Source organism: Stenotrophomonas sp. pho, from assembly GCF_006228405.1.
GTDB classification, from domain to species: domain Bacteria; phylum Pseudomonadota; class Gammaproteobacteria; order Xanthomonadales; family Xanthomonadaceae; genus Stenotrophomonas; species Stenotrophomonas sepilia.
Genome location: NZ_CP029759.1, coordinates 2,292,843 through 2,305,958 on the forward strand (window position 1 = coordinate 2,292,843; position 13,116 = coordinate 2,305,958).

A 13,116-nucleotide genomic window follows, 5' to 3' on the forward strand; every position below is an offset into this window, starting at 1 on the left:
CATCCAGCCCTTTCAAAGACACCCGGACTCATTCCCAGCCTGCAGGCCAACTACGGCGGGCTTGTCTGAGTTGCCACTTCCCATGGTCGAGCATGGCTCGACTCTACAGAGGCGAAGCCTGCGGGCCGACCCGCACATGCACCGCATGGCTGACGCCACGATGGAACATCTTGGCGTATGGGCAGACGCGTTCGGTGTTGCGAACGAGTTCGCAGGCCAGGTTCTCATCCATGCCGGGAAGATGTACCACGATCTCGGCCGACAGCAGGTACAGCCCATCTGCCGGATCACGGGCGAAGGTGACCGCCACTTCGATGCTGGGGTTGTGCAGCAGCAGGCCGGCGCGCGCGGCCACCAGCACCATGGCGCCGTGGAAGCAGCCGGCATAGCCCGCAGCCAGCAGCTGCTCGGGATTGGCGCCGCCGCCAGGCCCGCCGAGCTCCGGCGGCAGGCGCAGGTCCACCGCCAGTGCACCGTCGTCCGATCGCACGACGCCGGACGCCCGCCCATGCTGGGCCTGGCCTCCGCTCACCCGCACGCGGCCGGTGTACAGCGGCTTCACGTCGTCGCCCTGGTAGCGGTCCAGCATGGCAGGCGAAGGCGGCTTCAGCTCGGTCATTGCACGGCTCCATCAAACGCAGCTGCGGCAGGCGATCGATTCGCCGCTCAGGCAGGCTGCCGCTGCAACAGACCGGACTGCTGCAGCCAGGCTTCGAAATCGACCTGCCCCAGCCACGCGTGGCCCGCGGGCACCAGCGTCTCGGTCTGCAGCGGCGCGCCGAAGTACAGTGCATCGGCGTCCGCCACCACCTGCCGGGAATCACCCGTCAGTTGCAGATAGCGCCTGGCCAGATCCGCCATCGCGCTGCGCTGCGGCCCGGCGATCTCCAGCACGCCATTGGCTGGCGCCTGCTGCGCGATGCGTGCCACCGCTTCGGCAACATCCTCGGCGGCAATCGGCTGCACGTCGGCGGCCGGCAGCCGCACGGCCGTCCCGTCGCCGGCGGACTGGATGATGCCCGGCAGGAACTCGAAGAACTGCGTGGAATGGATGATGGTGTACGGCAGGCCCGAGTCGCGGATCAGCCGCTCCTGGGCGATCTTGCCGCGGAAGTAGCCACTGGCGGCAAGCTTGTCGGTGCCCACAACAGAAAGCGCGACATGGTGGCGCACGCCGGCACGGGTGGCGGCCGCAAGTATGTTGTGGCCGGCGGTCACGAAGAACGAAAGCACTGCTGCGTCTTCGAACGAGGGCGAGTTGGCCAGGTCCACCACCACGTCGACGCCGTCCATGGCGGCATCCAAGCCCTCGCCGGTCAGTACATCCACCCCGGTGGAGGGCGCTGCCACCACGACCGCATGCCCGGCGAAACGCAGGCGCTCCACCACCTTGCTGCCGATGCGGCCGGTACCACCGATGACGAGGAACTTCATTGCGTGTCTCCTGGTATGTAGAGGGGCTGCCGGGTGTGGCCGGGCGCAGGCATCGTAGGTGGCGCGGGCGCGAGGCAGTAGGTCCGTGACCGGCCGCGCACTGTTGCCCGGCACGCACCAGTACGCTCAGGCCAAGGCAGGCTGTGCGCCTGGCTTCAGAGGGGTGGCCTGCTGGCGTACTTCCCAGTGCGAGATCACATCCAGTTCGAGCGCGCGCACCCGCTGCGTGCTGAAGTCGATGAAGGCACGCACGCGCTTGGGCAGCTGGCGGCGGCTGAGGTAGCACAGGTAGTGGCCGCGATCGAGCGGCGCATGCCGATCCAGGCAGGTCACCACCCTGCCCGCCCACAGCGCTTCACGCACCTGATAGCTGGGCAGCTGGGCGATGCCCAGCCCGTCGATGACGGCCTGCAGGGCCAGGTCGGCATCGTTGAACACCAGTGCAGCAGGCGGCTGAAGGTGTACTTCGGCACCGTCGACACGGAATTCCCAGGGCTGCATGCGTCCGCCCGGCAGGCGCCGCCCGATGCAGGCATGCGTGGGCAGCGTGTCCACCGACGCGGGAAGGCCGTGCACCTGCGCGTACGCCGGTGATGCACATACGACCAGCTGCATCGGCACCAGCTGCTTGGCAATCACTTGGCTGTCTTCCAGTAGGCCGTCGCGAAACGCCACGTCGATGCGATCACCGGCCAGGTCGGGGGCCTGCTCGTCCAGCAGCAGCTCCACGGATACCTGCGGGTACTCGGCACGGAAGGCTGCCAGCAAGGGCGCAATCACCCGACGGCCGAAGCCGTGGCTGGCACTGATGCGCAGGTGCCCGCGCGGCGGGCCCTCGCGCAGGTCGCGCATTTCCTCCAGCGCCTGCAGGATGCAGGTCACGCCCGGGTTGCAGCCCTCCAGGAACAGCTCGCCTTCGCGGGTGAGCGTGGTCGAGCGCGTGGTGCGCAGGAACAACCGCACGCCCAGCTGGCTTTCCAGCTTCTGCACGCTGCGGCTGACGGCCGAGCGGCCGATGCCGAGGCGGTCGGCCGCGCGCGCGAAGCTGCCCTCGGACGCCACTGCAATGAAGGCCAGCACGCCGGCGTAGCTGGTGGAGAAGGACGCATTGAGCGCATCGTGGCCGTCGCTGGCCAGGCGGGGCGTTGAGGCGTTCATGGGTGGCCTGGCTCCGGGCGGGCACGTTGTGCGTGCAGGTGGCTCCGCGCCAGCTTCAACCGTTGCCTGCACGCGGCAAGATCGAGCCCCAGCAGGGGCACGATGTCCTCGAATCCGGCACCCAGCACGTCGTGCAGCAACAGTACCGCACGTGCATCGGGCGGCAGTTCGCGCAATGCGGTGAGGAAGGCCTGCCAGACCTGTTCGCTGGCAGGGCGCGATGCGGTGCGCAGGTGCGATGAGGTGTCCATGCCCGGCAGACGGCCGAGCATCGGCCGCTGTGACAGGACATTGGTGCTTTTCATGCAACAGCGTGCGGCCCGGCCCCCGCCTACCGGCATTGCGAATGCAGGCCTAGCCTCGCTGTGCCCTTCACACGCTACAGGAACACACCATGACCGCACGCCTGGATTACGCCGCGCAATCCCCCGAACTGTTCAAGAAGCTCGGCCTGTACTCGCATGCCGCCCACACCGCCTCGATCGAAGCGGCCATCATCGATCTGGTCAACATCCGTGCATCGCAGCTCAACGGCTGTGGCTTCTGCCTGGACATGCACGTGAAGGAAGCCACCCTGCGCGGCGAGCGTCCGCTGCGCCTGCATCACCTGGCGGCATGGCGTGAATCAACGCTGTTCAGCCCGCGCGAGCGCGCCTGCCTGGCCTGGACCGAAGTACTGACCCAGCTGCCGGCGCAGGGCGTGCCCGACGAGCTGTACGCACGCGTGCGCGGCCAGCTGTCCGATCAGGAAATTGTCGACCTCACCCACGCGGTGATGGCGATCAACGCCTGGAACCGCGCCAACGTTGCCTTCCGTACCACGCCCGGCACCCTGGATACGGCCTTTGGCCTGGACAAGGCCGGCCTGGCCTGATCCTTCGGCCGCTGCCCCATGCTGCGGCCCTCCTCTACCGCTTTGGAGACCTGCCATGCGTCGCTCTGTTCTGGTCCTGTTTGCGCTGCTGCCACTGTGCGGCGCTGCCGCCACCCCGCCCTCTCCTGCGCCCCAGCCCTTGGTGCGCGAGGTGATGACCCGCGCCCTGCCGGAGCAGCCCGGCAAGGAAGCGCTGATCCTTACCGTGGAGTATCCGCCGGGTGGCGCCGATCCTGTCCACCGCCACGATGCCCATGGCTTCGTCTATGTCCTGGAAGGGCGGATCGTGATGGGTGTGGCCGGCGGCAAGGAAGTCACCCTTGGCCCGGGCGAGGCCTTCCATGAAGGCCCGGCCGATCTGCACACCGTAGGCCGCAACGCCAGCGCCACCGAGCCGGCGAAGTTCGTGGTGTTCCTGATCAAGGACATCGGCAAGCCGGCGGTGCTGCCGCCGCACTGATCGCACGTCCGGCGCTGGCACCAGCGACAGGTTCCCGGGTGTCACAATCCGGGGACCTGTCCCGTCTACGCTGGCATGGACGAATCCACTGCGCTGTTCTCACGTCTCCGCCCACGCCTGTTCGGCGTGGCCTACCGCATGCTTGGGTCTTCGCACGAAGCCGAAGACGTGGTGCAGGATGTCTGGCTGCGCTGGCATGGCACCGACCAGTCACAGATCGAGAATCCGGAAGCCTGGCTGGTGGCGACCACCACCCGTCGCGCCATTGATGGCCTGCGCCTGGCCCGGCATGCGCGCGAACACTATGTGGGCATGTGGTTGCCCGAGCCGCTGCTGACCGATGACACCGCCACGCCCGAGTACGTGCTGGAAACCGCCAGCGATCTGTCGGTCGCCTTCCTCAGTGTGCTGGAACGGTTGGCCCGGATGCGCGTGCGGCTTTCCTGCTGCACGATGTGTTCGATCAGGATTACGCGGTGGTTGCGCGCACCCTGGACAAGACAGAGGCCGCCTGCCGGCAGATCGTGCATCGCGCGCGCCAGCAGCTCAGGCAGGAGCGCCCGCGCTACAACGTCCCGCAGGACGTGCACCAGAAACTGCTGCGCCGCTTCGCCGAGGCTGCATCCAGTGGCGATTTCCGCACGATGAAGGCGTTGATGGCCGAATCGGCCGAGCTGGTGGGTGACGGCGGCGGTATCGTCACCAGCTTCCCAGGGCCGATGGTCGGGGGCGCACGCATTGCCCAGCTGCTGTATGCCCCGCACCTGCGGCGCAGCGCGCAGTTGCGGATGGTACCGGCCATGCTCAACGGACGGCTGGGACTGCTGCGCTATTTCGATGGCGAGCTGGAGGCGGCGATGGCCTTCGAGACCGATGGCGAGCGGATCACGCAGGTTCTGGTGCAGCGCAACCCGCGCAAGCTGCAGCGGTTGGCTCGCCCTATCGCCATCCAGTAGTTCCACGCCAGCCAGGGATGGCGTCCGTTGCCGGCCGCCCTTGCGGGATTCGAGCGGGGCGCCGATGCGCCCTGTCGAAAACTTCTGCTTGCGCTGTATCCGCAGGATCCGATCAGAAGTCCCAGAACACCGGCACCCAGCGGAAAGTCTCGCCCTCCAGCGACACCCGGCCCACTGACGGGAACGGAAGATGCGTGGCCACCAGCATTTCACCGGTGCCGGCCAGTTCCTTCAGCAGAGCAATGCGAACGCGTGCGGATTCCTCCGGGTCGTGCTCGAAGCCGTTGTGCCAGTTCGGCTGGTCGAAGCCGACCGCGAACACCGCGTCACCGGCAAAGGTCAGGGCCTGCCCCGCGGACGCTACGCGCACCACGCAGTGGCCCGGGGTATGCCCACCGGTACGGCGGGCCGTCACGCCCGGCGCGATCTGCTGTTCGTCCTGGAAGGTGTGCACATAGCTGCTGTACTCGGCCCAGAAGTGCTTGGCCGTGGCGCGCAGTGCATCGGGGAAGCCCTGCGGCATGTTGGTACGGCTGAAGTCCGGCGACTTCCAGAACTCCACTTCCGCGGCTGCGACGTGGATTTTCAGGTCCGGGCGCAGCCGTTCCTTTACGCCTTCAACCAGCAGGCCGCCGACGTGGTCCATGTGCATGTGGGTAATCACCACGTCGGTGATTTCGCCCAGGTTGATGCCGGCGGCACCGAGGCGGCGGATCAGCTGGCCGGCGCGCGGCAGCTGCAGGTCCGGGTCCATGCCCAGGCCGGCATCGATGAGGATGGTGCGATCACCGCTGTGCACCACCATCACGTTCAATGCCCAGTCGAAGGCATCCTGCGGCAGGTACATCTCTTCGAACCATTCGGCACGGTCGGCGGCCGGCACGTTGTGGCCGAGCATCTGGGTGGGCAACGGCAGGACGCCATCGCTGATCACCAGCACCTCGACGTCGCCCACTTTCAGGGCGTAGCGCGAGGGCACCAGTTCATCGAGGGCGGGAGCAATGGGCGCGGCGGTGTTTTCCATACTGAACATGAGGGATCTCCACGAAGAGCCATTTGGCGGGCAGCAATGCAAGGCTGGCGCGAACGAATCCGGGCGCTTGCCCATGGCGCAGGCCGTGACATTGCCAGGGCACGGTTGCCTGGCAGGCCAGCGCTGCGGAGTTCATGGGAAGACGGGCCACTGCGCGGGCAATGGGCCCGGAACACGGCAGGTGCCGTGTGGGATCAGCCTAGGCAGCACGCCGCAGGTGCGGTAGCTCCGTGAAGGGGTACGTCATGTTGCGTTCCGGGAAGCAATGCAGAACCGGCTGCAATGTCACCATCGCAAGCGCCTCTGGCTCGTTCGGTAGTGCGCAGGTCCAGGTCGGGCAGCTTCGGATGATCATCCAGTCGACCCCACTGTGGGTCCGCGCAAGCAGGACGATCTATCAAGAAATTCGGACTTGTCATATCCAAGATGCCTGATTGCTGGCGCAAAGTACGTCTCACCACCCACCCATGAGAGTTCCCGCATGAACACCTTCGCCCGTACCCTGGCCGTTGCCACCCTCGCCCTCTCGGTCCAGGCCGGCCTGTCCGCGCAGGCCGCCGAACCGGCCACGCCGGCGGCAGTCACCAGCATCGCGCGCACCGCCAGCTACATCACCACCGCCGATGGCGTGCAGCTGTACTACAAGGACTGGGGCCCGAAGAACGGCCCGGTCGTGACCTTCAGCCACGGCTGGCCGTTGAACTCGGACAGCTGGGAATCGCAGATGATCTTCCTGGCCAACCACGGCTACCGCGTCATTGCCCATGACCGTCGCGGCCACGGCCGTTCCAGCCAGCCGTGGGATGGCAACGACATGGATCACTACGCCGATGACCTGGCCACGGTGATCAATACGCTGGACCTGCACGATGTGACCCTGGTGGGCTTCTCCACCGGTGGCGGCGAAGTGGCGCGCTACATCGGCCGGCATGGCACCGGGCGGGTGAAGAAGGCCGTGCTGATCAGCTCGGTGCCGCCGTTCATGCTGAAGACCGCCGACAACCCGAACGGCCTGCCGATCGAAGTGTTCGATGGCATCCGCAAGGCACAGATGGATAACCGCGCGCAGCTGTACAAGGACATTCCGTCGGGCCCGTTCTATGGCTTCAACCGCCCGGGCGCGAAGGTGTCGCAGGGGCTGATCGATGCGTGGTGGGCACAGGGCATGCAGGGCGGCCACAAGAACACCTACGACTCGATCGCTGCGTTCTCGGCCACCGATTTCCGCGCAGACCTGAAGAAATTCGATGTGCCCACCCTGGTCATCCACGGTGACGACGACCAGATCGTGCCGATCGATATCTCAGGCCGCCAATCGGCGAAGCTCATCAAGGGCGCAAAGCTGATTGTCTACCCGGGTGCGCCGCACGGCCTGACCGACACCCACAAGGACAAGGTCAACCAGGATCTGCTGGCGTTCCTGCAGGAAAAGTGAGTGTACGGGGCTCCGTCGTGACGGCGGAGCCCTTCCTGCCCAGAGGCAGGGCCGGCACCGGACGAGCGCCGGCTGCCACGTCAGTGCACGATTGCGGCCGTGGGATTTCAGGCCAGTCATGGCGCGCGGTGTGCACCTTGATGAAGGGTTAACCTCCAACAAAGCACACTGCGCTCTCACGGCTCTTCTCCGGCGCAGAATCCTTTGCTCCCGTGTCCAGCCCCAGACGACACGGCCATGCATCCTCCCAATGCCTTCCGGATCCACGCGATCCAGCCCCTTCTTGCGCGCAATGGCGCCATCGTTCGCCTCGATCAGTTGCGATCGACCTGCAAGAGCTGCGGCTTGCGCTCATCAATGACTCAGGACGAGGGCCTCAAGACGAGTCCATTGGGCACGACGCTCACGTGCCCCGCGTGCGGTGCCACGGGGCTGATGGACGAGGTGGAGATATGGCACCACTGGCTCGAACAGTGCCGGCGGGAACGGATGCTGGCGCTCTTCGATCCCGCACCTGACGAACCTCTGGAGCCTGATGGCCCCGAATGAGAGCGACACATGGACTGTCCGGCCGGCGCCCCAGCGCCGCGCCTCAACCGTCGCCGGGGTGACGCCCTGCCAGGCTACCCATCGTGAAGGCGTAGCCCGCCTCCTCCAGCAGCGCTCTCATGCGCAGCTCCACACGCCGGGGGGAAAGCAGGCTGTTGGGCGCGTACAGGGCATAGACGTAGCCTGCGCCGTCGATGATCTCGCGGCGCACGGCGCACTCATTGGATTCGGCAGCCTCGGACCAGACGGACATCAACCTGGCGGGACTGATGGATTGGCCGTTGCGAAGACGGAAGAACAGCCAGCGCACTCCCAGGGAACGCACCGGATTCAACCTAGCCACTGCGAACCCCCGATGCGCCGGAAAAGGTCCCTCAGGACCTCTGGATCCAAGCGTGGATGCTCGTCTTTCGAAGAGCGCGGAAGGTCGATACGTGCGGCGCCGTTCACCAGCGCGGGCAGATCGGACTGAAGGTCGATCCACCACCCCGTGGGCAGCCGGAGCCCCGTGCCCGTTCTATCGTAGATGCAGATCGGAAAAGTCATGGCGTTGCTCCTGGATGACCCGAGCATACGCCTGCGCGATGTCAGGTCTGGATGCGACGCCTAGGAAGATGCCGCATCGACGCGCTTTGCGCATTCGAATACGTGTGCTTCGTCCTGCTGGACCCTGCGGAACGACTCCAGCCAGCCGAACGCTGCGCCACGATTGTGAATCGTTTCGCCAAGCCTTCCGGTCAGGCACCGTGCGCACTCCATCCCGCCAGGACTGGGCGCATCGCAGCAACGGCATTGCGCCATCGTCGTCGTTCTCTCCGGGCGGCACTGGTACATGATCTTGGTCATCAGGCTGATCGCCTGGCTTTGCGAGGACATGCGCGCTCCCTGTCTGCTGCGGAAGCAGCCGCGCGGCGCGCGGCTCCTCCTGTTCCTCAGCGGCGGGTATCGCCGCCGAGACCGCCCTTCTTTTCATCCGCTGGCTTCGGGCTCTCGATATCCTTGTTGTCCTGCTGCTGTTGCTGTCCTTGCTTGCCGGGCTCCTCCCCGCCGGGTTCGCCCCCCTCGCCCCGCCCCTGCGGTGCAGGCTGCTCTGCTTCAGCGGACGCGTTGGAGCGGTCATTCCTGTTCTGTTCGGGGACGCTGTTCATTTCGATTCTCCGCCGCAGCAAGTCTGCTGCCGATTGACTGTGGGCGTGTCGCCGTTACGGGAACGTGCCGGCAAGCGCGTTGTATGAATGGTTGTGATGAACAGGCTCCCGGCAGCGAGCGTGTACAGTGAGGTTTCGAATAGGGGTAGGCGCCGTGAGCCACGGAAGAAGCAAGCACGTTGTCGATGTGGAGCGCGAGCTGGCCCACTGGGAAACCGCGTTCAATCTGGGTGCGCTGCCCGCGATGAGTTTCCGGCACGAAGTGGCGCCGGTCATCCGGCTTGCCTGCGATATCTATGTGAGAGATCCGCATGGCACCCGGTCGGCATGGATCGACGATCTGCAGTGCCGCCTTGCGAAACGATCAAGCCTGCGCGGCAACCCTGGCGCGGCAGAGATTGCCGATCGTTGCTGGTCCCTGCTTGGCTGCGCCTAGGCGCGGCTGGCTGCGTGATTCCGCTCGCGCATCAACTCATCATTCAGTACGTTGACAATGGACATCACCGCGTCGGCAAGTCCACGAGAATCGCTGATGGATCCGTAGAAGTAGATCCTGGCGCCTTCAATGCGAACATCCGCCAGCTGGAGCTGGGACGCCAGGGCCCTGCACTTGATGAGGAACATCTCTGTCCAGCGAGCGCCCGGCGCCAGATCCAGCAGCGCGGTGATGGCTTCGTCGGTGGATGCGTCTACACGCTCATGCAACAACGGGACATCGAAGCCGACGATTCTTGGGAGCATGGAAGCGTTCACCTGACCATCCTCTCGCTGATGGGCGCTGTGAGTACTCCCACAGTACAACAGAATGCATGCAGCCCCAGATGAGATGGCGTCAGCTGGCCTGCCCCAGCTCGCGCGCAAGGAACGGCGCAGTCCTGCTGCCCTTGGCGTGGGCCACCTGTTGCGGCGTGCCCTTCGCCACGATGGTGCCGCCCGCGCTGCCAGCGCCCGAGCCGACGTCGATCACCCAGTCGGCCTGCGCGACAGAACGCATGTCGTGCTCGATCATCACTACCGTGTTGCCTGCGTCCACCAGCCGCTGAAGCTGCATCAGCAGCCTGTCCGCGTCTGCCGCATGCAGGCCGGTGGTGGGTTCGTCCAGCACGTACAGCGTGCGCCCGCGCTGGCTGCGCTGCAACTCTGTGGCCAGCTTGATGCGTTGCGCCTCGCCACCTGAAAGTTCGGTAGCTGGCTGGCCCAGCCGCAGGTAGCCCAGGCCGATCTCCTGCAGCAGCTGCAGCGGGCGGGCGATGGCCTCCTCTTCGGCGAAGAACGCATGGGCCTGGTCCACCGTCATCTGCAGGACCTCGGCAATGTTGCGGCCGTTCCACTGCACCCTCAGCGTGGCTTCGTTGTAGCGGGCGCCGTGGCAGGTGGGGCATGGTGCATAGACGCTGGGCATGAACAGCAGTTCGACGCTGACGAAGCCCTCGCCTTCGCAGGTTTCGCATCGGCCCTTGGCCACGTTGAACGAAAAGCGGCCCGCGTCGAATCGGCGGCGGCGCGCGTCGGATGTCGCGGCGAACAGCTTGCGCACGTGGTCGAACAGGCCCGTGTAGGTAGCCAGGTTGGAGCGTGGCGTACGCCCGATGGGCTTCTGGTCTACCTGTAACACGCGTTGAATGGCGTCTACGTCGCCGGCCAGCTGGCCCCGAGTGGCTTCGATCACGGTGGGTCCATCCGTGGGCGCGCTGTCGGCGCCGTCGTCTGCTGTCTCATGCCCAAGGTGCAGCAGCATCAGCTCAGGCAGCGCCTGCGCCATCAGGCTGGACTTGCCCGATCCGGAAATGCCGGTCACTGCAGTCAGCAACCCCAACGGCACCTGCGCATCCACGCCGTGCAGGTTGTGGCGATGGATGCCTTGCAGCGCCAGCCAGCTGTTGGCACTGCGCTGCCGGCTGGCCGGCGCGGGCACCCGGTCGAACAGGTACTGCGCCGTGCGCGAATCCTGAACGTTGCGCAGGCCGTCGGGCTCGCCACTGTAGAGAACGCGTCCGCCATGCTCTCCTGCCTGCGGGCCCACATCCACCAGCCACTGCGCGCGGCGCATCAGCTCCAGATCATGTTCAACAACGAACACCGAGTTACCGCCGTCGCGCAGCCGTTCCAGTGCGTCGTACAGCGTCTGGCTGTCGGCCGGATGCAGGCCGGCCGAGGGTTCGTCGAGCACGTACAGCACGCCGAACAGCAACGAGCTGAGCTGCGTGGCCAGGCGCAGGCGCTGCAGTTCGCCGGCCGACAGTGTGGGCGTGGCGCGGTCCAGTGAGAGATAGCCCAGGCCGAGCTCGCGAAGTTGTCGTACCCGCGCCATGACCCCACCCGCCAGCCGTTGTGCCGCCAGGCGCTTTTCCTCGGACAAGGCTGAGGTCAGACGCACGTCGGGTGCGCCGGCGTGGGTCGCGCGGCCAGTTGCTGCCCGCTTGGCGCGATCGCTGGGCGTTGCACGCCTGCTGGTACGCGCGCCGTGGCTGTGTGCACTGAAATCGCCCTGCGCGATGGGCTCGAGCAAGGCCGCCAGCTGGTCCAGCGGCAGCCGCATGAACTCGCCGATGTCCACGCCGGCGAAGGTGACCGAAAGCGCTTCCGGCTTCAGGCGCTTTCCCTGGCAAGCGGGGCACAGCCGGCCTTCCATGTAGCGGGAAACACGCTTGCGCATCAGCGCGCTCTGGGTGTTGGCAAAGGTGTGCAGCACGTAGCGGCGTGCGCCGGTGTACGTGCCCATGTAGCTGGGCTCCAGCTTGCGCTTGAGCGCGGCGCGGGTCTCGGCCGGCGTGAAGCCGGCATAGACCGGCACCGTGGGCGTTTCCTCGGTGAACAGGATCCAGTCCCGGTCCTTCTTCGGCAGCTTCTTCCACGGCACATCGACGTCATAGCCCAGCGTGACCAGGATGTCGCGCAGGTTCTGGCCATGCCATGCCGGTGGCCAGGAGGCGATGGCGCGCTCGCGGATGCTCAACGACGGGTCCGGCACCATCAGCGCTTCGGTCACCTCGTAGACGTGCCCCAGGCCGTGGCAGGTGCTGCAGGCACCCTGTGGGGTGTTGGGCGAGAAGTCTTCGGCGTACAGCATGGGCTGGTGGGCCGGGTAGGCCCCTGCCCGCGAGTACATCATGCGCACCAGGCTGGACAACGTCGTCACGCTGCCCACCGATGAGCGCGCATTGCTGGCACCGCGTTGCTGCTGCAGGGCGACCGCCGGTGGCAGCCCGTCAATGGCATCCACGTCGGGCACGCCGGCCTGATCGATCAGGCGACGCGCGTAGGGCGCGACGGATTCGAAGTAGCGCCGCTGCGCCTCGGCGAAGACCGTGCCGAAGGCCAGCGAGGACTTGCCGGACCCCGACACGCCGGAGAACACCACCAGTGCATTGCGTGGAATGGAGACATCGACATTCTTCAGGTTGTGCTCGCGCGCACCGCGGACCTCGATGCAGCCGCTGGCTGCGGCAGCACATGACGATTCGCCAAAGGGGGTGTTGGACATCTTAGCATTCCTGCATTCGGTGGGCGGATCGCGCATGGTGCGCCCGAGCGGCCATTGTCACCGGTCCGGAGTGAATGGCGCGAGGGCGCCGGAGGCGGGATGCTGTCTTCACCTCTCGTTCGTACGGCGTTGCCCAGCCAAGGGCTAGCGTGGGGCTGCCCACACACCGGAGGCCCTCATGCACCCCGACATACTTGGCTGGGCCGCCACGGCGGTACTGATGGCAACCTTGATCCGGCAGATGGTGAAGCAGTGGCAGTCGTCCAACCCGGAAGCCGTATCCAGGTGGCTGTTCGCAGGCCAGATGACCGCATCTGCGCTGTTCACGGTGTACAGCGCGATGCTGGGCAGCGTGGTCTTCGTGGTGACCAATGCGATGCTGCTGTTGACGGCGGTGGTGGGCCAGGTGATGGCGTGGCGCCGCCGCGGCCGACGCCGGGCTCCCCCGCCCTGCTGATTGTTAATGCGCGTTGCCTGAAGGTTTGACATTACTTTCCCCCACCGTTGATGGGGCCGGACCGTCACAGGGATGAGGAGGCCGCTGCATGCCGTACGGTTCTGGCGCACTCTCGTAAAGACCGTGCG

At 66.1% G+C, this 13,116-nt stretch carries 17 protein-coding genes and 1 pseudogene; 8 read left to right on the top strand and 10 right to left on the bottom strand.

The features are described 5' to 3' along the window. Positions 1-103 precede the first annotated feature (103 nt). From DL544_RS10790 to DL544_RS10805, 4 genes are all read right to left on the bottom strand, one after another. Entirely contained in the window at positions 104-619 is a 516-nt protein-coding gene (locus DL544_RS10790) for an Ohr family peroxiredoxin (protein WP_065186733.1), read from the bottom strand. Between the two features lie 47 nt (positions 620-666). Beyond that, the gene (locus tag DL544_RS10795; RefSeq protein ID WP_139727107.1) at positions 667-1,434 is read right to left on the bottom strand and encodes an SDR family oxidoreductase; all 768 of its coding nucleotides are present in this window, start codon (positions 1,432-1,434) and stop codon (positions 667-669) included. Between the two features lie 126 nt (positions 1,435-1,560). Continuing rightward, a complete protein-coding gene (locus DL544_RS10800; protein WP_139727108.1) occupies positions 1,561-2,592 on the bottom strand; it encodes a LysR family transcriptional regulator in 1,032 nt (343 codons plus the stop codon). Next, positions 2,589-2,897, bottom strand: a complete 309-nt coding sequence (locus DL544_RS10805) for a sigma factor-like helix-turn-helix DNA-binding protein (RefSeq protein ID WP_065186736.1) — start codon at positions 2,895-2,897, stop codon at positions 2,589-2,591. The genes DL544_RS10800 and DL544_RS10805 overlap by 4 nt, the downstream gene beginning before the upstream one ends. An 89-nt stretch (positions 2,898-2,986) precedes the next feature. On the opposite strand from DL544_RS10805, the gene DL544_RS10810 reads away from it, so the two are divergent. From DL544_RS10810 to DL544_RS22445, 4 genes and pseudogenes are all read left to right on the top strand, one after another. After that, positions 2,987-3,466: a carboxymuconolactone decarboxylase family protein gene (locus tag DL544_RS10810; protein ID WP_139727109.1), complete on the top strand. Its 480-nt coding sequence runs from the start codon at positions 2,987-2,989 to the stop codon at positions 3,464-3,466. A 55-nt stretch (positions 3,467-3,521) separates the two neighbouring features. After that, on the top strand, positions 3,522-3,926 hold the full coding sequence (locus tag DL544_RS10815; protein ID WP_125436986.1) for a cupin domain-containing protein: 405 nt from the start codon (positions 3,522-3,524) through the stop codon (positions 3,924-3,926). Positions 3,927-4,064: 138 nt separating this feature from the next. Then, a pseudogene (locus tag DL544_RS22440) lies at positions 4,065-4,151 on the top strand (sigma factor); the annotation flags it as partial. 251 nt (positions 4,152-4,402) lie between these two features. After that, a complete protein-coding gene (locus DL544_RS22445; protein WP_479692419.1) occupies positions 4,403-4,882 on the top strand; it encodes a sigma-70 family RNA polymerase sigma factor family protein in 480 nt (159 codons plus the stop codon). Positions 4,883-4,994: 112 nt separating this feature from the next. Here DL544_RS22445 and DL544_RS10825 read toward each other — a convergent pair whose 3' ends face one another. Continuing rightward, on the bottom strand, positions 4,995-5,915 hold the full coding sequence (locus DL544_RS10825; RefSeq protein WP_065186739.1) for an MBL fold metallo-hydrolase: 921 nt from the start codon (positions 5,913-5,915) through the stop codon (positions 4,995-4,997). Positions 5,916-6,396: 481 nt separating this feature from the next. Between DL544_RS10825 and DL544_RS10830 the strand changes: the two genes are divergently transcribed. Continuing rightward, entirely contained in the window at positions 6,397-7,350 is a 954-nt protein-coding gene (locus DL544_RS10830) for an alpha/beta fold hydrolase (RefSeq protein ID WP_005416558.1), read from the top strand. A gap of 237 nt (positions 7,351-7,587) precedes the next feature. After that, positions 7,588-7,899, top strand: a complete 312-nt coding sequence (locus DL544_RS10835) for a hypothetical protein (RefSeq protein WP_061478249.1) — start codon at positions 7,588-7,590, stop codon at positions 7,897-7,899. Positions 7,900-7,942: 43 nt separating this feature from the next. Here the strand turns inward: DL544_RS10835 and DL544_RS10840 are convergent, their stop codons facing one another. The 3 genes from DL544_RS10840 to DL544_RS10855 form a co-directional block, all read right to left on the bottom strand. Next, positions 7,943-8,242 (bottom strand): hypothetical protein, encoded by a 300-nt coding sequence (locus DL544_RS10840; protein WP_061478250.1) that lies wholly within the window; start codon positions 8,240-8,242, stop codon positions 7,943-7,945. Between the two features lie 263 nt (positions 8,243-8,505). Continuing rightward, positions 8,506-8,775, bottom strand: coding sequence for a hypothetical protein (locus DL544_RS10850; RefSeq protein ID WP_065196287.1), 270 nt, complete (start codon positions 8,773-8,775; stop codon positions 8,506-8,508). A gap of 56 nt (positions 8,776-8,831) precedes the next feature. Further along, complete coding sequence (locus tag DL544_RS10855) at positions 8,832-9,047, bottom strand: hypothetical protein (RefSeq protein ID WP_139727110.1); 216 nt, start codon at positions 9,045-9,047, stop codon at positions 8,832-8,834. A gap of 187 nt (positions 9,048-9,234) precedes the next feature. Here DL544_RS10855 and DL544_RS10860 point away from each other — a divergent pair, with 187 nt between their 5' ends. Further along, on the top strand, positions 9,235-9,483 hold the full coding sequence (locus tag DL544_RS10860; RefSeq protein WP_235646125.1) for a hypothetical protein: 249 nt from the start codon (positions 9,235-9,237) through the stop codon (positions 9,481-9,483). Here DL544_RS10860 and DL544_RS10865 read toward each other — a convergent pair. Next, positions 9,480-9,800 carry a hypothetical protein gene (locus tag DL544_RS10865; RefSeq protein WP_231109146.1) on the bottom strand — a complete coding sequence of 107 codons (321 nt, stop codon included), beginning with the start codon at positions 9,798-9,800 and terminating at the stop codon, positions 9,480-9,482. The genes DL544_RS10860 and DL544_RS10865 overlap by 4 nt on opposite strands. Positions 9,801-9,879: 79 nt before the next feature. Further along, positions 9,880-12,531, bottom strand: a complete 2,652-nt coding sequence (locus DL544_RS10870) for an excinuclease ABC subunit UvrA (protein ID WP_139727111.1) — start codon at positions 12,529-12,531, stop codon at positions 9,880-9,882. Between the two features lie 178 nt (positions 12,532-12,709). Here DL544_RS10870 and DL544_RS10875 point away from each other — a divergent pair, with 178 nt between their 5' ends. Continuing rightward, a complete protein-coding gene (locus tag DL544_RS10875; RefSeq protein WP_139727112.1) occupies positions 12,710-12,988 on the top strand; it encodes a hypothetical protein in 279 nt (92 codons plus the stop codon). Positions 12,989-13,116: the final 128 nt, after the last annotated feature.

Excerpts from the sequence above, each read along its gene's own strand:
- DL544_RS10790 (WP_065186733.1), bottom strand. The coding sequence starts at position 619 with ATGACCGAGCTGAAGCCGCCTTCGCCTGCCATGCTGGACCGCTACCAG.
- DL544_RS10795 (WP_139727107.1), bottom strand. The coding sequence starts at position 1,434 with ATGAAGTTCCTCGTCATCGGTGGTACCGGCCGCATCGGCAGCAAGGTG.
- DL544_RS10800 (WP_139727108.1), bottom strand. The coding sequence starts at position 2,592 with ATGAACGCCTCAACGCCCCGCCTGGCCAGCGACGGCCACGATGCGCTC.
- DL544_RS10805 (WP_065186736.1), bottom strand. The coding sequence starts at position 2,897 with ATGAAAAGCACCAATGTCCTGTCACAGCGGCCGATGCTCGGCCGTCTG.
- DL544_RS10810 (WP_139727109.1), top strand. The coding sequence starts at position 2,987 with ATGACCGCACGCCTGGATTACGCCGCGCAATCCCCCGAACTGTTCAAG.
- DL544_RS10815 (WP_125436986.1), top strand. The coding sequence starts at position 3,522 with ATGCGTCGCTCTGTTCTGGTCCTGTTTGCGCTGCTGCCACTGTGCGGC.
- DL544_RS10825 (WP_065186739.1), bottom strand. The coding sequence starts at position 5,915 with ATGTTCAGTATGGAAAACACCGCCGCGCCCATTGCTCCCGCCCTCGAT.
- DL544_RS10830 (WP_005416558.1), top strand. The coding sequence starts at position 6,397 with ATGAACACCTTCGCCCGTACCCTGGCCGTTGCCACCCTCGCCCTCTCG.
- DL544_RS10835 (WP_061478249.1), top strand. The coding sequence starts at position 7,588 with ATGCATCCTCCCAATGCCTTCCGGATCCACGCGATCCAGCCCCTTCTT.
- DL544_RS10850 (WP_065196287.1), bottom strand. The coding sequence starts at position 8,775 with ATGTCCTCGCAAAGCCAGGCGATCAGCCTGATGACCAAGATCATGTAC.
- DL544_RS10855 (WP_139727110.1), bottom strand. The coding sequence starts at position 9,047 with ATGAACAGCGTCCCCGAACAGAACAGGAATGACCGCTCCAACGCGTCC.
- DL544_RS10870 (WP_139727111.1), bottom strand. The coding sequence starts at position 12,531 with ATGTCCAACACCCCCTTTGGCGAATCGTCATGTGCTGCCGCAGCCAGC.
- DL544_RS10875 (WP_139727112.1), top strand. The coding sequence starts at position 12,710 with ATGCACCCCGACATACTTGGCTGGGCCGCCACGGCGGTACTGATGGCA.